The sequence below is a fragment of the Rhodobacteraceae bacterium LMO-JJ12 genome (assembly GCA_021555075.1).
Taxonomy (GTDB): Bacteria; Pseudomonadota; Alphaproteobacteria; order Rhodobacterales; family Rhodobacteraceae; genus JAKGBX01.
The window spans coordinates 531,492-549,942 of sequence record JAKGBX010000002.1 but is presented as its reverse complement, the minus strand read 5'-3'; the positions used below and the strand labels follow the sequence as shown (position 1 = coordinate 549,942).

Sequence of the window (18,451 nt, the reverse complement as noted above, 5' to 3'; positions counted from 1 at the left end):
TACTAAGAAGGGGGGGGAATCCAACATGTCGTCCTGGATGACCGAAGAACACAAAATGCTCGCCGACATGACGGCGAAGTTTATCAACGATGAATGGGCACCGCGTTTTGAGCGCTGGCGCCAGCAAGGCCAGATGGACCGCTCCGCCTGGAACGAAGCTGGCGCGCTGGGTCTGCTCTGCCCCTCCATCCCCGAAGAATACGGCGGCCCCGGCGGCGATTTCGGCCACGAAGCCGTAGTGATGATGGAACACCCCCGCGCCAACCTCGCCTCCTGGGGCAACCCGATCCATTCCGGCATCGTCGCGCATTACATCCTCGCCTATGGCACCGAAGAGCAAAAACTACGCTGGCTGCCCAAGATGGTCAGCGGCGAAATGGTCGGCGCATTGGCGATGACAGAACCTTCCACCGGTTCGGACGTACAGGCGATCAAGACCAAGGCGATCAAAGAGGGCAACTCCTACCGCCTGTCAGGTCAGAAAACATTCATCTCCAACGGCCAGCACGCCGACCTGATCATCGTCGCCGCCAAAACCGATCCCACCGCAGGCTCCAAAGGTGTCTCGCTCGTCGTTGTCGAAGCCGACAAGGTCGAAGGCTTCACTCGCGGGCGCAACCTCGACAAGATTGGCATGCACGCCGCAGACACGTCCGAACTGTTCTTCGATAACGTCGAAATCCCGCCCGAAAACATTCTTGGCCTCGAAGAAGGCCGAGGATTTTACCAGATGATGCAGCAATTGCCCCAAGAGCGCCTGATCATCGGCTGCGGCGCCGTCGGCGCAATGCAGGGCGCACTTGAGCGCACGATCGAATACTGCAACACCCGCGAAGCCTTCGGCGGCCCGATCATGCAGTTCCAAAACACCCGCTTCAAACTGGCCGAGTGCAAAACCAAACTCACCATCGGGCGCGCCTTCCTTGATGAATGCATCGTTGAGCACATGCGCGGCGAATTGACCGTCGAAAAGGCGGCCATGGCCAAATACTGGCTCACCGACACCCAAGGCGAAGTGCTGGACGAATGCGTGCAGTTACATGGCGGCTATGGCTTCATGCAGGAATACGCCGTCGCAGAAATGTGGTCCGACGCGAGGGTGCAGCGCATCTATGGCGGCACCAACGAGATCATGAAAGAACTGATATCGAGGTCGCTGTGATGTTTGTAAAGCCAGTCCTCCTTGTGATCAAAGGGAGCCTCCGGCGGGGATATTTAGGGCAAGATGAACAACGGTCTCACCCCGCTTTCTGCGCCTTGCTGCCTCAGGCGCCACGGCGCCAAAAAGCGGGGCTTCACCTTGCACGCCCATCGGCTTCCCAGCCTGTGACGCACATACCAGTAAAACGTTTCAAAGTTAAAACCGAGTTAAGACGCACTAATTCATCTTGCTACAAATATCCTGCGGGGGTGCGGGGGTGCAAAACCCCCGCTCTTTCGTTTGTCAAAAGGAGACGCGCATGACCATCAAACTTCACTGCTTCGGCGAGTCCGGCAATTCCTACAAGGCCGCGCTCGCGCTCGAACTCAGCGGCCTCGACTGGGAGCCGGTCTTTGTCGATTTCTTCGCCGGCGCCACGCGCAGCCCCGAATTTCGCGCCCAGAACGAGATGGGCGAAGCGCCCTGTCTCGAAGATGGCGACTTCAAGACCTCGCAATCCGGCGCGATCCAGGCCTATGTGACCGAGAAATCGGGCAAGTTCGGCGGCAAGGACCGCGACGAGAATTACGAAATCTTCCGCTGGGTGCTGTGGGACAATCACAAGCTCAGCTCGCAGGCCGGACTGCTGCGCTTCCTGATGAACTTCCTGCCCGAAGACAAACGCCCGCAGGAGGTTATCGGGTTCATGCAGGGCCGCCTCAAACCCGTCTATGCCACGCTCGATGCCCATCTCGCGGGCCGCGACTGGATCGTCGGCGACGGGCTGACCAATGCCGATCTTTCCTGCTGCGGCTATCTCTTTTACCCCGAACCCTTTGGGTTCGAGCGCAAGGATTGGCCCAATATCGACCGGTGGCTTTCGAACATCGAAAACACCCCCGGATGGAAACACCCCTATGACCTGATGCCCGGCAGCCCCGCAGACCGCGCCTGACCCGGACCTAGACCAAGGAGACTACCAAAATGACCGACGCCTATATCTATGACTCCGTGCGCACCCCGCGCGGCAAGGGCCGCCCCGATGGCAGCCTGCACGAAGTGACCGCCGCGCGGCTTTCCGCCGTCGCGCTCAACGCCTTGAAAGAGCGCAACGATCTTGAAGGTCACGCCGTTGAGGACGTGATCTGGGGCAATGTCACCCAGGTCGGCGAACAAGGTGCATGCCTCGCGCGCACCGCCGTTCTCGCCTCGGACCTTGACGAGTCGATCCCCGGCCTGTCGATCAACCGCTTCTGCGCTTCCGGGCTAGAAGCCGTCAACGTCGCCGCCAACCAGGTGCGCGGCGGCGCGGGCAATGCCTATATCGCCGGTGGCGTAGAATGCATGAGCCGCGTGCCCATGGGCAGCGACGGTGGTGCCATTGCCGTCGATCCTCAAATCGCATTTGAGCAATACTTCGTTCCACAAGGTATCGGCGCCGACATCATCGCCACCAAATTCGGCTTCTCGCGCGATGAGGCCGACGCCATGGCTGTCGAGTCGCAAAAGCGCGCCAAGGCCGCGTGGGACGACAACCGTTTTGCCCGCTCCATCGTCGGAGTGCACGATGTGAACGGCCTGTCGATCCTTGATCATGACGAATACATGCGCCCCAGCACGGATATGCAGACGCTTGGCGCCCTGAAACCAGCGTTTCAGCAAATCGGTGAAATGATGCCGGGTTTCGACAATGTTGCCCTGCTGAAATACCCCGAACTTGAGCGTATCAATCACATCCACCATGCGGGCAACTCGTCGGGCATCGTTGATGGTGCTGCGGCGGTTCTGATCGGCAACAAGGCGTTCGGCGAACAATATGGCCTCAAGCCGCGTGCACGCATCCGCGCCACTGCCAAGATCGGCACCGACCCGACCATCATGTTGACCGGTCCGGTCCCCGTGACCGAAAAAATCCTGCGCGACAGCGGCATGAAAATCGGCGACATCGACCTTTTTGAGGTCAACGAAGCCTTCGCCTCGGTGGTGATGCGGTTTGAACAGGCGTTCAACGTCGATCATGACAAGGTGAACGTCAACGGCGGCGCGATTGCCATGGGTCATCCGTTGGGTGCCACCGGTGCGATGATCCTCGGCACGCTGATCGATGAGCTTGAGCGCTCTGACAAGGAGCTTGGCCTCGCAACGCTCTGCATTGGTTCCGGCATGGGTGCCGCAACTATTCTTGAACGGGTCTGATCAATGGATGCGGCGGTTTTCCTCGATCTGGGTGATCGCCTGACAAAGGCGCTCACCACCCGCGACTTCGAGCTTTATCAGCAGGTCATTTCCCTGCCGGTCGAGCTCGAACCGCGCGGTGGTACGCCCTATCGTCTGGAAACCGTCGAAGAACTGCGCCAGGATTTTGATCTCTATTGCGATCATGTCGCACTGCATTCGATCACCGACATCTTTCGCGAGGTGCTTGATGAAGAACATCCAGACCCGAACAGCACGATCATCGTCTGTCGGATGCATGTTCTTTCAGGCGGCACGCGGGTGGTACGCCCGTTTACCACGGTGATAACGATGCGGCGCGATCAAGATGGTGCGGTCCGGTTCGCCCGGATTCAGAGCTCGCTCGGACATATCAACTGGACTTTGGGCAAAGGCGGAATCGCAGATGGCGATTTCGACCTGCCCACAAGCCCGACTGACACATGAAAACAAAGCCCAACGGAGGCTAATATGACTGATTTCACCATGAAAAAGGATGCCGAAGGCATCGCCACGATCACTTGGGACGTGCCCGGCGCCACCATGAACGTGATGCGCACCGACGCGCTTCTCGAACTCGACAAATGTATCGACGACGCGCTTGCCGATGACGCCGTAAAAGGCATCGTCATCACCTCCGGCAAGAAGGATTTCGCCGGCGGCATGGACCTCAACGCGCTGGCCGACATGAAGACCAACGCAGGCGACGATCCCGCCAAGGGCCTGTTCGATGGCGTCATGCAGATGCATGGCCTGTTGCGCAAGATCGAACTCGCGGGCATGGACTTCAAAACCAAGAAAGGTGGCAAACCGATTGCGGCCGCCCTTCCCGGTACGGCGGCGGGCATCGGTCTTGAACTGCCGCTGGCCACCCATCGCATCTTTGTCGCCAACAACCCCAAGGCCAAAATCGGCCTGCCCGAAATCATGGTCGGCATTTTCCCCGGCGCGGGTGGCACCACGCGTCTTGTGCGCAAGCTTGGCGCGATGGGCGCATCGCCCTTCCTGCTGGAAGGCAAGATGGTCTCGCCCGAAAAGGCGCAAAAGGCCGGTCTGGTTGACGAAGTGGCTGACGATCCGGTTGCGGCGGCCCGCGACTGGGTGCTCAACGCCAAAGACGCCGATCTGGTCAAACCATGGGACGCCAAGGGTTATAAAATGCCCGGCGGCACGCCCTATCATCCTGCTGGCTTCATGACCTTCGTGGGTGCTTCGGCGATGGTGCACGGCAAGACCCAAGGCGCCTTCCCCGCAGCCAAAGCGCTGTTGTCGGCGGTCTATGAAGGTGCGCAGGTGCCGTTCGATACCGCGCTGCGGATCGAAGCCCGCTGGTTCACCAACATCCTGCTCAACCCGTCGTCTTCGGCGATGATGCGCACCCTCTTCGTCAACAAGGAAGCGCTGGAAAAAGGCGCCGTTCGGCCCAAGGACATCCCCGACCAGAAGGTCAAGAAGATCGGCGTTCTCGGTGCTGGCATGATGGGCGCGGGCATCGCTTTGGTCAGCGCGCAGGCCGGAATGGAGGTCGTTCTGATCGACCGTGACGACGAAACCGCCGAACGCGGCAAATCCTATTCCGCCACTTACATGGACAAGGGCATCAAGCGCGGCAAAGCCACCGAAGAGAAGAAAGAGGCATTGCTGGCACAGATCACCGCCACAGCCGATCTCTCCAAATTGAGCGGCTGTGATCTGATCATCGAAGCCGTGTTCGAAGACCCCAAGGTCAAGGCCGAGATGACCCAGAAGGTCGAAGCTGTGATCCCCGAGGATTGCATCTTCGCCTCCAACACCTCGACCCTGCCGATCACCGGACTTGCCAAGGCCTCCAAACGCCCCGAACAATTCATCGGCATCCACTTCTTCTCACCGGTCGAGAAGATGTTCCTCGTCGAGATCATCAAGGGCAAAGAGACCGGCCCGCGTGCCGTCGCCAAGGCGCTCGATTATGTCCGCCAGATCCGCAAGACCCCGATCGTGGTCAATGATGCGCGCTTCTTCTACTGCAACCGCTGCATCATTCCTTACGGAAACGAGGCCAACCGCATGATCACCGAAGGCGTGACCATGCCGCTGATCGACCACGCTGCAAAACAGCTCGGCTTCCCCGTTGGGCCGGTCCAGCTGGGCGATGAAACCTCGATTGATCTGGCGACCAAGATCATGCGTGCCACCAAAGAAGCCATGGGCAACGAATACCCCGCTTCCGAGGCCGACAACCTGATCACCTGGCTCGAAGATCAGGGCCGCTTGGGCCGCAAATCAAAAGCCGGTTACTTCGACTATGACGAAAACGGCAAACGTTTGGGCTACTGGAAGGGCATCGAGGACAAATACCCGCTGGCCGAAGAACAGCCCGACCTGCAAGAAGTGCAGGACCGTCTGATGTTCGCGCAAGTGCTCGAAGCCGTCAAAGCTCTGGAAGAAGGCGTGCTGGAAGACATCCGCGAAGGCGATGTCGGCGCCGTGCTGGCCTGGGGCTTTGCGCCCTCATCGGGTGGCCCGTTCTCCTGGCTCGACATCATCGGCGCGCCCTATGCCGTGGAACGCTGTGAACAACTCGCCGCCAAGTTCGGCCCGCGCTTCACACCGCCCGCGCTGCTCAAGGAAATGGCCGAGAAGAACCAGACCTTCTATGGCCGCTTTGGCCCCGAATCTGCCAAGGCCGCCTGAGCCGGGCTTGGCCCAACCATCAGGTAAAACAGAAAAGGGCGCGTCCTCCCGGCGCGCCCTTCCCTTGTTCTGACAGTCGCAAACGACCGTGGGGGTCAAGCCGCGACACAACCCTCAGAACTGCACCCACAAAGCGCTGCCCGAAATCTCTCAAGACAGCCTTCACTCGCACCCCGCGCTTCCAAACCACGGGCCAGATGCACTGCACTTGTCGCAGGCAGCATCTCGTAACTGCACTGGTTCACCGCCCTCTCCGGCGCACTCAGAGCCGCCTGAACCAGATCACCTCCAGCTGGACAGAACAACAGCGCCCCCTGCTCTGCAAAAACCACCTGATCGGTCTCAAACGACAGCACAATCACATCCACCGGATCGTTGGGAAACACCCGCTCGATCCCGCTCACGCCGTCCAGCGCGGCGGCCGGGATCAAGGCAAAAGGATCGCCCAGAACCTCCTCGGCCACATCGCTTTCCAACATGACGCCCTGCCGCGGCAAAAGCCGCATCGCCTTGGCATTTTCCAACGCCCCCGCCGGGATCACCAGCGGCCAGAACGCGGGCGGGCAGGCACCTGCACCACTCCACATCGCTCTGCGCCGAACGCCGGTCACGGGTTGCAGGCCGCCATCAAAGGTCAACACCATGTCGCCTTCCTGAATCGCGCCCACATCGCGCCATCCCATCGACGTGGCAACACGGGTGCCCACGATAATTCCCGTCATCACACCCGTGTTCCCGCCATCATAGGTGCCGGTTGCATCACTCATCCGCCTGGTCTTCTGGCGATTTGTCCCATTCCATCCAAACATCTTCACCTCCCCAGGTTTCTACCCGTCAGCCGTTGGCAGGCGGCTTTTTCACGTTTCATTAATGTTAATTTGCCGTGCATCTCGTGCCGGGCCTTGGGCCGAGACGCGGCCAAAAAATGGCACTGTTCTCGTACTGGAAACAATTAATGGGGAACCGACATGATTGCCCGCCAACCAGCAGGCAATCTCGTCTAATCACTGAATCGATAATTAAACTTTTCGATATCTTCAGCACAAATTGAGGCAACTCTGCCCGAATCACTTTCCGAGTAATACGTGCGATAATCGCGCGCCCGCCCCGAGACATTCTCGCGCGGCATGTCCAACCGGAACCCCAGATGCTCCCAGAGCGGCGTTGAATCTTCTTCAAAATGCTCCAGCCGGATATAAAGCGCTTTCTGCGCCACACCCGCGCTATCCGTCACATACTGAGAATAAGGATTGGCCTGAAAACTTCGCCCGATCCCCGCATCATTTACAAAGCCGCTGAAATCCAGCGTCTTGGCCTTGCGCACCGCGTCATGCTCAAAGCTCTGTTCGCGCAGCCAGTGATAATAGCTCACCATCCGGTCCCACGGGTTGCGCACCAGCGTGAAAACAAACATGCCACCGATCTGATCCCGGCTCACAAGCCCCTCGATATCACCCAAGGTCGAATGCTTCCAAAGCCGCCCATGCGCTTTGACATCCTTCAACCGTCGGCGGCGCTTCTGCGCCTTGGGCGTATCCCCCAGCATGATGTCATCCTTCATCGCACGCCCCTCCAGCGCCAGCGCCAATGAGGTGCCGCCGGTCTTGGGAATATGCACAAAGATATAATTGCGCCCGGGCGAGATGATCATGCTCGGACGCTACCCTCTTACAAACGCCTTCGAAAGACCTCTTCCGACAGACACCCGGCACGCCAATGCGGGCATCACACCGCCTTACTCTCTATCTCTGCGTCCTTGGCTGAACGCATCGCGATAATCGCACCCGCCACAATGATCATCGCCACCCCGACCAATTGCAGCCCACTCAATGTCGCGCCGAACAGCACAAAGGCAAAACCCGGCCCAAACACCATGATCGAATATTCAAATACCGACACATGGCTTGCCTCGCCCCATTGATAGGCCCGGATCACGCAATAAAGCCCGGCGAGCGAGCCAAACACCTGCAACGCCATGTATGGCCAAACCGCCCCGTCCGGCGGCCAGGCCCACCCGCGCAGCAAGAACCCCTCACCACCACCCGGCGCCTCGACACCAATCAACGCCAAACCGATCATCGCAAATGCACCCATGACCCCCTGCAAGACAAATATCCCCGCCAGCATCACCAGCGTGCTTTCCTCTGCACAAAGATACCGCGTCGCCAGATTGCCCAAGGCATAAAGCAACCCCCCGGCCACCGGCATGAGCATCATAAGCGAAAAATCCGCGCCCCCCGGTTGCAGCACGAACAGCACCCCACCAAACCCAATCGCCACCGCCAACACGCGCCAAACCCCGATCTGCACCCGCAAGAAGAATACCGAGATCAACAGGATGAAAATCGGGCTGGTAAAAAGCCCGGCCAGCGCCTCGCCCATGCTCATGAAGGCCAAGGCCCCGAAATAGAGCACCATCGCGGCGGCAATCAGAAAACTGCGCAGCACCACCCGCGCCCAACTGCGCGCCCGCAACGCACCCGCCCCCATCCAGGACGCCACAGCCAGCAATGGTAAGGTCAGGATCATCCGCATGAACAGGAACTGCCAAAGCCCGATGTGTTCGGCCAGCGGCGCGATGAAGTTATCGACAAACCCGATAAGCATCATCCCCGTCAGGATAAACAGCACGGCCCCGATTGGCTGGGTTGTGGCGGGTCGGTGCATTTTTTCTGCGGCCTTTGGGGATTTTCGACTTCTTTCCAATTCGTTTAACGCGCAATATTCTGTCTTGGAACCGATATTGCATGCATGAATTTACGGAGGACAGCAAATGGGCTGGCTGAAAGACGAAACCGGACTTGAGAAAACCGCTGCCAACTACGCGCCCCTGACCCCGCTCAGCCACCTGAACCGTGCGCGCCACCTCTTTGGTGATCAGCTTGCCGTGGCCTATGGCACCCAGCATCGCAAGACCTACGCCGAATATCACGCCCGTGTTTCGCGCCTCGCCTCGGCCCTTGCCGGTCTGGGCATTGAGCCCGGCGATGTCGTCGCCACCGTCCTCCCCAACCTGCCCGCCCATGCCGAAGCCCATTTCGGCGTGCCCGCCTGCGGTGGCGTCCTCAACGCGATCAACACCCGCCTCGATCCCGGCACGATCAGCTATATCCTTGGTCACGGCGAGGCCAAGGTCGTGCTGGTCGATACCGCCTTCCTGCCCGTCACGCTTGAAGCCATCGCCACGCTCGAAACCCCCGCCCCCCAAATCATCGAAGTGGCCGACCCGTCCGCAGGCTTCCCCGCCACCGGCGATCATCTCGAATACGAAGACCTGCTTGCCCAAGGCGATCCCGATTTCAAATGGATCATGCCCGAGGACGAATGGGAATCCATCGCCCTCAACTACACCTCCGGCACTACCGGCAAACCCAAGGGCGTCGTCTATCATCACCGCGGCGCCATGCTCTCCACCTTCGGTCAGGTGGTCAGCTGGCAACTCACCCTGCGCCCCGTCTATCTCACCATCGTGCCGCTGTTTCATTGCAACGGCTGGTGCCACACCTGGATGATGCCGCTTCTGGGCGGCACCGTGGTCTGTTGCCGCGACATCACCGCCGCCAACATCTACAACGCCATCGCCGACGAAGGCGTCACCCATTTCGGCGGCGCACCCATCGTTCTCAACGCCATCGTCAACGCCCACGACACCGAACGCCGCCCCTTCGATCACACCGTCGAAGTCTTCACCGCCGGTGCCCCGCCCCCCGCCGCAACCCTGCGCGCGATCGAACCTCTGGGCTTCAACGTCACGCAAGTCTACGGCCTCACCGAAGTCTACGGCCCCGGCGCCGAATGCATGTGGAAACCCGAATGGAACGACCGCCCGGATGAGGAACGCTACGAGATCAAGGCCCGCACCGGCGTCTCGATGCCGATGATCGAAGAGAACACCGTGCTCGACCCGATTTCGATGCGCCAGGTGCCGATGGATGGCAAAACCCAGGGCGAGATCATGTTTCGCGGCAATGGCGTGATGAAAGGCTACCTCAAGAACCCCCAGGCCACCGCCGAAGCCTTTGCAGGCGGCTATTTCCATACCGGCGACCTCGCCGCGCAATTCCCCGACACCTACATGAAAATCCTCGACCGCTCGAAAGACATCATCATCTCGGGAGGCGAGAATGTCTCCTCGGTCGAAATCGAAGGCGTGCTGATGAAACACCCCGCCGTCTCGCTCTGCGCCGTGGTCGCCAAACCCGATGAGAAATGGGGCGAAGTGCCCTGCGCCTTTATTGAGCTGAAAGCCGACGTCGAAGTCACCCCCGAAGAGATCATCAGCTTCGCCCGTGCGCGCCTTGCCGGCTTCAAAACCCCCAAAGAGGTGCGCTTCATCGAACTCCCCAAAACCTCGACCGGCAAGATCCAGAAATTCGAACTGAGAAAGCTCGCGACGGAGGATTGAGCGACAGCCCCAAGCCGCGCAGCGCAGGGCCGTGGCGCGGCGACCCTCCCTCTAAATGGGGCAGCCTATCCCACCAAACCCGCAAACCCCGGATGGCCCGCGCAGGCCTCCGGTGCTGACACCGCTCCCAAGCCGCGCAGCGCAGGGCCGTGGTGCGGCGATCCTCCCTCTAAATGGGGCAGCCTATCCCACCAAATCCGCAAACCTCGAAGGCCCGCGCGGGCCTCCGGGGCTGACACCGCACCCAAGCCGCGCAGCGCAGGGCCGTGGTGCGGCGACCCTCCCTCTAACTGGGGCAGTTTATCCCGCCACATCCGCCAACCCTGACGGCCCGCGCAGGCTTCCGGGGATGACACCGCACCCAAGCCGCGCAGCGCAGGGCCGTGGTGCGGCGACCCTCCCTCTAAATAGGGCAGTTTATCCCGCCAAGTCCGCAAACCTCGGAGGCCCGCGCAGGCCTCACCAAATCGCCGTGCCGGGGGACGGCCCGGCGATGCGCGGCGGCCTGCGGCCTTGATTCCGCACGGGGGAGTGGGATTCAGGTTGATTGCAGAAGCTTGGGGTTAGTTGACGGTTTTTTGACACGGCGGGCGGGAAGTGGATCTTCGCTGCATTCTTATCGAAAATGTAATCTAAGGTTAAGATCCGCGACGTTAGGCGCAATTCAAAAAACTAGCATAAAAGGCGAATTATTGATATATATAGTGAGCACAAAATGTGATCCAAATTGGAAGCGTGGAGTTTAGAGAGGTTCAACTTGGACGATAAAGATCACGAAATATCACAGGTATCTTTTTTCCTAGCCAAGCCGGAAAGCACCTTCGACACGGTGCTGGATGCCGAGGCCAATCCGGAGAAGCGTGACAAGTTCTCCCAACTCGAAATTGAGGTTGGAGATGCCAGCTGCCGGTTTATTTATTTCGAGACCACTAGCTACAAGAAGAACCCGAAATGGCTAGATTTTGTTAACACGCAAATCGAAGACAAGTTTTCTTTTAGCGCGGTTAGTAAAAACCCCAACGGCGTTCTGATGGTAGCGGTAGATAACCGCCTGCTCGTAGCCGCCTTCGGACGATCATCTGCCAGCTTACTGGACAAAAAACGGCTGGAAAACGATTTTGGAATTCGCACGGCGATGAACATGTGCGGCAACGAAGAAATCCGGCAGACCAAAAGCCAGAGCAACACGATCACTACGACACAAATAGATCGGCAAGTTAGTAGGCCTTCTGATTCGTTTGTCTTCGGCCTGAGCGAAGCCGAGGACCTGAAATACATTTCCGCCCACATGAAGGGCAACAACCTCATAACGCTGCAAGGGAAAGATCGGCTGACCATCAAAGTTCTTGGCAAGGACAAGCTGACTTGGGAAAAGCTAATTGACCAGTGTAAAGAATTTCTGGCGGCCTATTCAAAAGAAGATTTTAAGTCACAATTCCCAAATTATAGAAATTTCAGTCCGGCTACGGAAGAAGAAGCAGATCAGCTTGACGCGGCATTGTTAAATGCACTTAGGAACAAGCAACTCGACAAGCTTCAGCTCTGTATCCCTGAATTCATCTCAGACGACGACTATAGCTTTTCCTATTCAAACAAGAAAAAGCAAGAAAACCGGGTGTATTCTCACCTCGATATTACCCAGCTATATGATCACTTGGACATGGACAAATTCAGCGCCAAGTATCTTCAAAACAAAGTAATTTACGCCTATTCACTCGAAGAGGACCGCGTCTTACCCTACAGGAAGTGGTCCATTTATGACTGCTTGCTTTTTGAGGCAAAGATCGGGGATGCTTGCTTTATCTTGGTCGATGGCAATTGGGCGCGTGTTGAGGCCGACTTCTACAACGCAATTCTCGAGTTTTTGCAGAACAAGGTGAAGGTCGAGGATTGCCCTGATAACTGCAAGAACATCCCAATAAACGACGATAAGGACATGAAAAACAAGGAAGAGATATTCAACAACAAGGCCTGCGAGGAAAACCCCCTCTGGGTGAAGTTTGACAGGGCGAAACTCCAGATCGGCACTGGAAGGAAAGACAAAGAATTTTGCGATATCTTGGCAATGTTCGAGGACGGTGTCGTGGATATTGTCCACTGCAAACCCTTGAAGGATGCTTCGTCCATGAACTACCTGTTCTCGCAAGCTAAGTTCTACGGGGACGCGTTTCTACAAGACCAAGTTTTTCTCGGTGATATCAGGGGGCACATCGAAGCGTCGACGTGCGCGCAGAAACAGACCTATCTTGATCATATCAAAGAGGAAATTGAGGCCATTCATGGTCATGATTACCGCGTGCGTCTTTGGCTACTCTATGACTGGAAAGAAATGGTTCCCACCATAGAAGGAATCCCTCTCATCGCGAAATACGAGATGATGCTCATGCATGATCACATGCGCCGAGTTTGCAAGTTTCGAGATATCATCGTTAGCTTTGTCCCAGTTAGGAAGGTGGCCTACTCGAAAAACAAGAAACCTAAAGCGGCCTGAGCCGCTTCCACTAGGTGGTTAGAGGAAGCTGCACCGCGGTGCTGCGACCTTCAGCGAAAGCCCGGAACGGACCGAAACTACCCCCACCATACCCCCCATTAACCTAAAATCCCGTTAACCCCTCCCATTTCCCCCGGCAGCCGGGAGTCAGACGGATGTCAGCCGGGAGTCACCCCCCTGATTCGGCCTTCCCCATGGCGTTAACCTTGCTGGACGCTCCGTTAGACTTTCAGAAATCCGGCCCCTCGTAACAGCACGGCTCTTGCAGTCATATTCAATATTCCATATATTGAATATCAATAAGGATTCGCGGGTGGCCCGCGGTATCGAATTCAACATAAGGACTCGTAAAAATGACCGTATCCCAAGCCGTCATGGCCTTCGCTGGCTTCATGGTTTTGCTCTCCGTTCTGCTCACCGTCACCGTCTCGCCGCACTTCGTCTGGCTGACCGTGTTCGTCGGGGCAAACCTCTTGCAATCCGCCTTCACCGGTCTTTGCCCGGCGGCCATGATCATGCGCAAACTGGGCTTCAAACCCGCCTGATTCCAAGCGGTTAACTCGGCGTTGCCCGTTTGGGCCTGCCCGTGCTATCTTTGCCTGAAAACGAGGCAGGGCAGGCCCGAACATGACAGCACTCCACGCATATGACCGGCTGGAAGCAAGCGGCCTCTGGCGGGCATCGCCGCATCATCAGCGCCGTGAAGTCATCGTCTCGATCGGCGAGGCGACGCTGACGATTTCCGACCCCAACGACAAGGCCTTGGCGCATTGGTCGATCCCGGCAATCGCGCGGGCGAATCACGGCCACACCCCGGCGATCTATCACCCCGACGGCGACCCCGGCGAAGTTCTTGAGCTTCCGGCCGAGGAAGCCGAGATGATCAAGGCCATCGAAACCCTGCTCGGAGCAGTAGAACGCTCCCGCCCCCATCCGGGCCGGTTGCGCCTTGTTTCATTGGCTTTGAGCGTCACCGCGGTGGTGGCACTCGGCCTGTTTTGGCTCCCCGGAGCGGTGCTTGATCATACGGTTTCGGTGGTGCCCGAGGTCAAGCGTCAGGAGCTCGGCGCAGCCCTTCTGGACCAGATTCGCCGTGTTGCCGGTCGCCCCTGTAACGAAGAAGAAGCACTTCCCGCGCTCGCCCGGCTATCGGCGCGGCTACCGTCCCCAAACGGCCCAGCACGCCTGATCGCCCTACGCAGCGGCGTCCAGCAGGCCGCACATCTGCCGGGTGGCATCATCCTTTTGAACCGTGCCTTGTTCGAGGATTTTGAAGAACCTGACGTCGCCGCCGGCTTCATTATCGCAGAACACCTGCGTGCAGAGTTGAACGATCCACTGCACCAGTTCCTTGAGGAAGCAGGCCCCATCGCCACGATCCGCCTGCTGACAACTGGCGCCGTTTCGGATGCGATGCTGAAATCCTACAGCGAAACCCTTTTGGCCACACCACCCGAAACGCTCACAGATGCCACGCTTCTGGCGGGGTTCGAAGCTTGGTCCGTAAGGGCCGCGCCTTATGCCTATGCTCGCGATATCACCGGTGAATCCACCATCGGACTGATCGAAGCCGATCCATTCGCGGCACAGACCTCCGACCCGCTGATCTCCGATGCAGACTGGCTTCGACTGCAAAACATCTGTGGTGGTTAAAACGAATACCCCGATACAATTGTGCGTCTCGGCGCGTTCTGGTTTGGGCAATGCCAAAGTGCCGAGGCAAGCGAATGTTCCGTTTTCCACAAAACTTGGACTTAGATACTTGACCCAAGAAAGAGGCGGGAGGTTTGCAAACTCTTGGTGCGTTGACACCAGCACGCACAAACACACCCAGCCAGGGGTTGCCATCGCTCCGAATCCGCAGCACTCTCTCTGGCGCCGGGCGCGATCTATCCGCTCGCCCCTTCCGATTTAGACACACTGCCGGAGAGGCCAAATCATGAGATTCGAAACACCGAAGAGCGTTGAGGACGCCATCGCCCTTCTTGTCGCCGATCCCGAGGCCAAGGTGCTTGCCGGTGGCACCGATCTTTTGGTCCGCTTGCGCGCGGGCCAGATCGCACCATCCGCCATTATCGACGTGAAACGCATCGACGAAATGACCACAATCACCCGTGAAGAGAATGGCGGCTGGCGCATCGGCGCTGCGGTACCTTCCGCGGAAATGAACGAACATGAGGCGCTCAAGGGCGACTGGCCGGGTGTTGTCGAAGCCGCCGATCTGATCGGTTCAACCCAGGTTCAGGGCCGCGCCACGATTGTCGGCAATCTCTGCAATGCCGGACCCGCTGCCGATAGCGTGCCGGCCATGGTTGCTGCCCGGGCGGTGGTTCGTGTGCAGGGGCCAAGCGGTAGCCGCGACGTGCCGGTAGAAGATATCCCGACAGGGCCTGGCAAGACTTCGCTTCAACCGGGCGAACTGGTCACATCGGTCCACTTGCCCGCTCGGGCGCCACGCTCTGGATCAGCCTATCTGCGCTTCATCCCGCGCACCGAAATGGACATTGCTGTGGTCGGCTGCGGTGTCATAGTGCAATTCGATGAAACCGGCACCATCACCGACGCGCGCGTCTCGCTCGGTGCGGTCGGCCCCAAGGTCATGCTCGTTCCCGCCGCCGCAAAAGCTCTGATTGGTACCAAGGGCGATGATACTGCACTGGAAGCGGTCGCTGCTGCCTGCTCAGCCGCCGCCACACCGATCGACGACAAACGCGGCACGATTGAGTTTCGCAAGGACGTTTCGGGCGTTCTCGGCAAACGCGCCACCAAAATCGCCATGTCCCGCGCCAAAGGAGAAGCCTGATGTCCCGCATCCACGTTACCACCACCATCAACGGCGACGAGACTGAATTTCTCTGCAATGCCGAAGACACCCTGCTTGACGTGCTTCGCGACGATCTCGATCTCACAGGCTCGAAAGAAGGCTGTGCCTCAGGCGATTGTGGCGCCTGCTCCGTGGTTGTAGATGGCCGCCTGGTCTGTTCTTGCCTGATGCTGGGCGCCGAGGCCGAAGGTCGCACGATCGGCACGATCGAAGGCATGGCAACCGGCGACAAACTGCACCCTCTACAACAGAAATTCATCGAAATGGCCGCCCTGCAATGCGGCATCTGCACACCCGGTATCCTCGTAGCTGCCAAAAACCTTCTTGAGCGGAACAATAATCCGACCGAGGAAGAAGTGCGCTACTGGCTGGCTGGCAACCTCTGCCGCTGCACCGGTTATGACAAGATCATCCGCGCGGTGCTTGCCACCGCCGCTGACATGAGGGGGGCTGCCTGATGGCCAAAGACGAATTCCAAACCCGCGAGTTCAAGGTTGTTGGCACGCGCCCCCTGCGTCCTGATGGCATTGACAAAGTCACGGGGCGCGCCCGTTTTGGCGCCGACATGACCGTACCAGGCATGCTCTGGGGTGCAGTCTTGCGCAGCCCTCATGCTCACGCCCGTATTAAAAACATCGACACCTCGGCCGCCGAGGTCATGAAGGGCGTGAAAGCTGTTGTCACCCGCGCCGACTTCACCCATCAGCCCGATGATCCATCAATTTCTGATATCCTCGACAATTGCATGGCAGGTGAAAAGGCGCTCTACGATGGTCATGCCATCGCTGCTGTCGCCGCCACGTCTCGTTCGATTGCACGCGCCGCGCTCGATGCGATCCAAGTCGACTTCGAAGTCCTGCCGCATGTCATTGATGTCGACGAGGCGATGAAACCCGGAGCGCCGGTCTTGCACAAAGGACGTCAGCAGGAAAACGTGCCCGAAGGCTATTCAGAAAACGTGCTCTCGCGCACCGCTTACGGCCATGGTGAGCCTGAGACCGGCTTTAAATCTGCTGATCTGGTGATAGAGCGCATCTTCAAGACCGCCGCCACCCACCAGGGCTATATCGAGCCACACGCGTGCCTCGCCACAATGGGTGCCGATGGCCAAGGCGATCTCTGGGTCTGCACTCAGGGCCACTACATGGTGCGCAACACCTGCGCCGCAATTCTCGGGATTGAAGCGGGCAAGCTGCGCGTCACAGCCTCGGAGATCGGCGGTGGCTTTGGCGGTAAGACCACCGTATTCCTTGAACCCACCGCGCTGGCGCTCTCGCGCAAGGCGGGGCGCCCAGTTAAAATGGTGATGACGCGCGACGAATGCTTCCGCGCCTCCGGTCCGACTTCATCAAGCTCGATCACCATCAAGATCGGCATGACCAAAGACGGCAAGATGACCGCCGCTACCGGCGAGTATCGCTACCAGAACGGCGCATTTCTCGGCATGAACGCCATGCTTGGGGCGATGACCGGGTTTGCACCATATGATCTCGAACATGTTCGTACTTCGGGCTGGGAGGTTGTCACCAACCGACCCAAGGCCGCCGCCTATCGCGCACCCGGTGCGCCGATGGCTGCCTTTGCCGTCGAGTCGGTCGTTGACGAGTTGTGCCAGAAGCTCAATCTCGACCCGATCGAGACCCGCCTCAAAAACGCCGCCCGCGAAGGCACGCGCGCCGCCTATGGCCCCACCTATCCGGCCATCGGGCTCGAAGCGACATTGAAAGCAGCACAAAACCACCCGCACTGGTCGGCACCGCTTGGCCCCAATCAAGGACGCGGCGTGGCTTGTGGCTTCTGGTTCAACTTCGGCGGCGATACCTGTGTGTCGTTGATGATCAACCCCGATGGCACCGTGTCGCTCTCCGAAGGTAATCCCGATATCGGCGGCTCGCGCGCATCAATGTCGATGATGGCCGCCGAAGAATTGGGCATTCCGCTGGAACAGGTCCGCACCATCATCGCCGATACCGGTAGCTTGGGTCAGAACGACGTGACCGACGGATCCCGCGTCACCTTCGCCGTCGGCCTCGCCACGATCAAGGCTGCACGCCATGCCATCGAGATCATGAAACAGCGCGCGGCAATGAACTGGGGCATTGATCCCGATGCCGTCGAATGGGTCGATGGCGCAGCCCAACCTGCCGGACCAAACGCCGGTAAATTCCCGCCGATGAGCGTGGCCGAAATCGCCGCCATCGCCTCCAAGACAGGCGGACCGATTGCCGGGCATCACGAGGTCACGGCCGAAGGTGCCGGGGTCAGCTTCGCGACCCATATGGTCGATACCGAGGTCGACCCGGAGACCGGCGCGGTCAAGGTCTTGCGCTATAGCGTATTTCAGGATGCAGGAAAGGCGGTGCATCCTGCCTATGTCGAAGGACAATTCCAGGGTGGTGCCGTTCAGGGCATCGGCTGGGCGCTGAACGAGGAATACATCTATGGCGAGGATGGCCGACTGCAAAACGCAGGTTTCCTCGACTATCGCATTCCCGTCGCCTCCGACCTGCCGATGATCGAACCAGTGATCCTCGAAATCCCCAACCCCGGCCATCCCTACGGCGTGCGCGGCGTTGGCGAAACTTCGATCGTGCCGCCGTTGGCGGCTATCGCCAATTCGGTCTCGCGTGGCGCGGGGGTCCGCCTCACTTCCTTGCCGATGTCCCCGCCCAAGGTTCTGGCGGCAATGAAGGCGCAATAAGG

The 18,451-nt window shown here is 58.8% G+C and carries 15 protein-coding genes; 12 read left to right on the top strand and 3 right to left on the bottom strand.

The genetic code is table 11. The features are described 5' to 3' along the window. The first annotated feature begins 25 nt into the window (after positions 1 to 25). From LZG00_14660 to LZG00_14640, 5 genes are all read left to right on the top strand, one after another. Complete coding sequence (locus tag LZG00_14660) at positions 26 to 1,162, top strand: acyl-CoA dehydrogenase family protein (GenBank protein MCF3595235.1); 1,137 nt, start codon at positions 26 to 28, stop codon at positions 1,160 to 1,162. Positions 1,163 to 1,460: 298 nt separating this feature from the next. Next, positions 1,461 to 2,096, top strand: a complete 636-nt coding sequence (locus tag LZG00_14655; protein ID MCF3595234.1) for a glutathione binding-like protein — start codon at positions 1,461 to 1,463, stop codon at positions 2,094 to 2,096. Between the two features lie 29 nt (positions 2,097 to 2,125). Continuing rightward, entirely contained in the window at positions 2,126 to 3,337 is a 1,212-nt protein-coding gene (locus LZG00_14650; protein ID MCF3595233.1) for an acetyl-CoA C-acetyltransferase, read from the top strand. 3 nt (positions 3,338 to 3,340) lie between these two features. Beyond that, on the top strand, positions 3,341 to 3,802 hold the full coding sequence (locus LZG00_14645; protein MCF3595232.1) for a hypothetical protein: 462 nt from the start codon (positions 3,341 to 3,343) through the stop codon (positions 3,800 to 3,802). Positions 3,803 to 3,826: 24 nt separating this feature from the next. Beyond that, the gene (locus LZG00_14640; protein MCF3595231.1) at positions 3,827 to 6,028 is read left to right on the top strand and encodes a 3-hydroxyacyl-CoA dehydrogenase NAD-binding domain-containing protein; all 2,202 of its coding nucleotides are present in this window, start codon (positions 3,827 to 3,829) and stop codon (positions 6,026 to 6,028) included. A 95-nt stretch (positions 6,029 to 6,123) separates the two neighbouring features. Here LZG00_14640 and LZG00_14635 read toward each other — a convergent pair whose 3' ends face one another. The 3 genes from LZG00_14635 to LZG00_14625 all read right to left on the bottom strand — a co-directional run bounded on the left by LZG00_14635 (position 6,124) and on the right by LZG00_14625 (position 8,695). Next, entirely contained in the window at positions 6,124 to 6,795 is a 672-nt protein-coding gene (locus tag LZG00_14635; GenBank protein ID MCF3595230.1) for a Hint domain-containing protein, read from the bottom strand. A gap of 233 nt (positions 6,796 to 7,028) precedes the next feature. Further along, on the bottom strand, positions 7,029 to 7,679 hold the full coding sequence (locus LZG00_14630) for a sulfotransferase family protein (protein MCF3595229.1): 651 nt from the start codon (positions 7,677 to 7,679) through the stop codon (positions 7,029 to 7,031). Between the two features lie 74 nt (positions 7,680 to 7,753). Further along, positions 7,754 to 8,695, bottom strand: a complete 942-nt coding sequence (locus LZG00_14625; protein MCF3595228.1) for a DMT family transporter — start codon at positions 8,693 to 8,695, stop codon at positions 7,754 to 7,756. 106 nt (positions 8,696 to 8,801) lie between these two features. Between LZG00_14625 and LZG00_14620 the strand changes: the two genes are divergently transcribed. The 7 genes from LZG00_14620 (at position 8,802) to LZG00_14590 (ending at position 18,449) form a co-directional block, all read left to right on the top strand. Continuing rightward, a complete protein-coding gene (locus tag LZG00_14620) occupies positions 8,802 to 10,433 on the top strand; it encodes an AMP-binding protein (protein MCF3595227.1) in 1,632 nt (543 codons plus the stop codon). Positions 10,434 to 11,190: 757 nt separating this feature from the next. Then, on the top strand, positions 11,191 to 12,924 hold the full coding sequence (locus LZG00_14615; GenBank protein MCF3595226.1) for a TIGR04141 family sporadically distributed protein: 1,734 nt from the start codon (positions 11,191 to 11,193) through the stop codon (positions 12,922 to 12,924). Between the two features lie 353 nt (positions 12,925 to 13,277). Further along, complete coding sequence (locus tag LZG00_14610) at positions 13,278 to 13,469, top strand: DUF2892 domain-containing protein (GenBank protein MCF3595225.1); 192 nt, start codon at positions 13,278 to 13,280, stop codon at positions 13,467 to 13,469. Between the two features lie 82 nt (positions 13,470 to 13,551). After that, entirely contained in the window at positions 13,552 to 14,577 is a 1,026-nt protein-coding gene (locus LZG00_14605; GenBank protein MCF3595224.1) for a hypothetical protein, read from the top strand. Positions 14,578 to 14,863: 286 nt separating this feature from the next. After that, positions 14,864 to 15,727: a xanthine dehydrogenase family protein subunit M gene (locus LZG00_14600; protein MCF3595223.1), complete on the top strand. Its 864-nt coding sequence runs from the start codon at positions 14,864 to 14,866 to the stop codon at positions 15,725 to 15,727. Beyond that, complete coding sequence (locus LZG00_14595) at positions 15,727 to 16,206, top strand: (2Fe-2S)-binding protein (protein MCF3595222.1); 480 nt, start codon at positions 15,727 to 15,729, stop codon at positions 16,204 to 16,206. The genes LZG00_14600 and LZG00_14595 overlap by 1 nt, the downstream gene beginning before the upstream one ends. Beyond that, positions 16,206 to 18,449 (top strand): xanthine dehydrogenase family protein molybdopterin-binding subunit, encoded by a 2,244-nt coding sequence (locus LZG00_14590; GenBank protein ID MCF3595221.1) that lies wholly within the window; start codon positions 16,206 to 16,208, stop codon positions 18,447 to 18,449. Before LZG00_14595 ends, LZG00_14590 begins: the two co-directional genes overlap by 1 nt. Positions 18,450 to 18,451 lie beyond the last annotated feature (2 nt).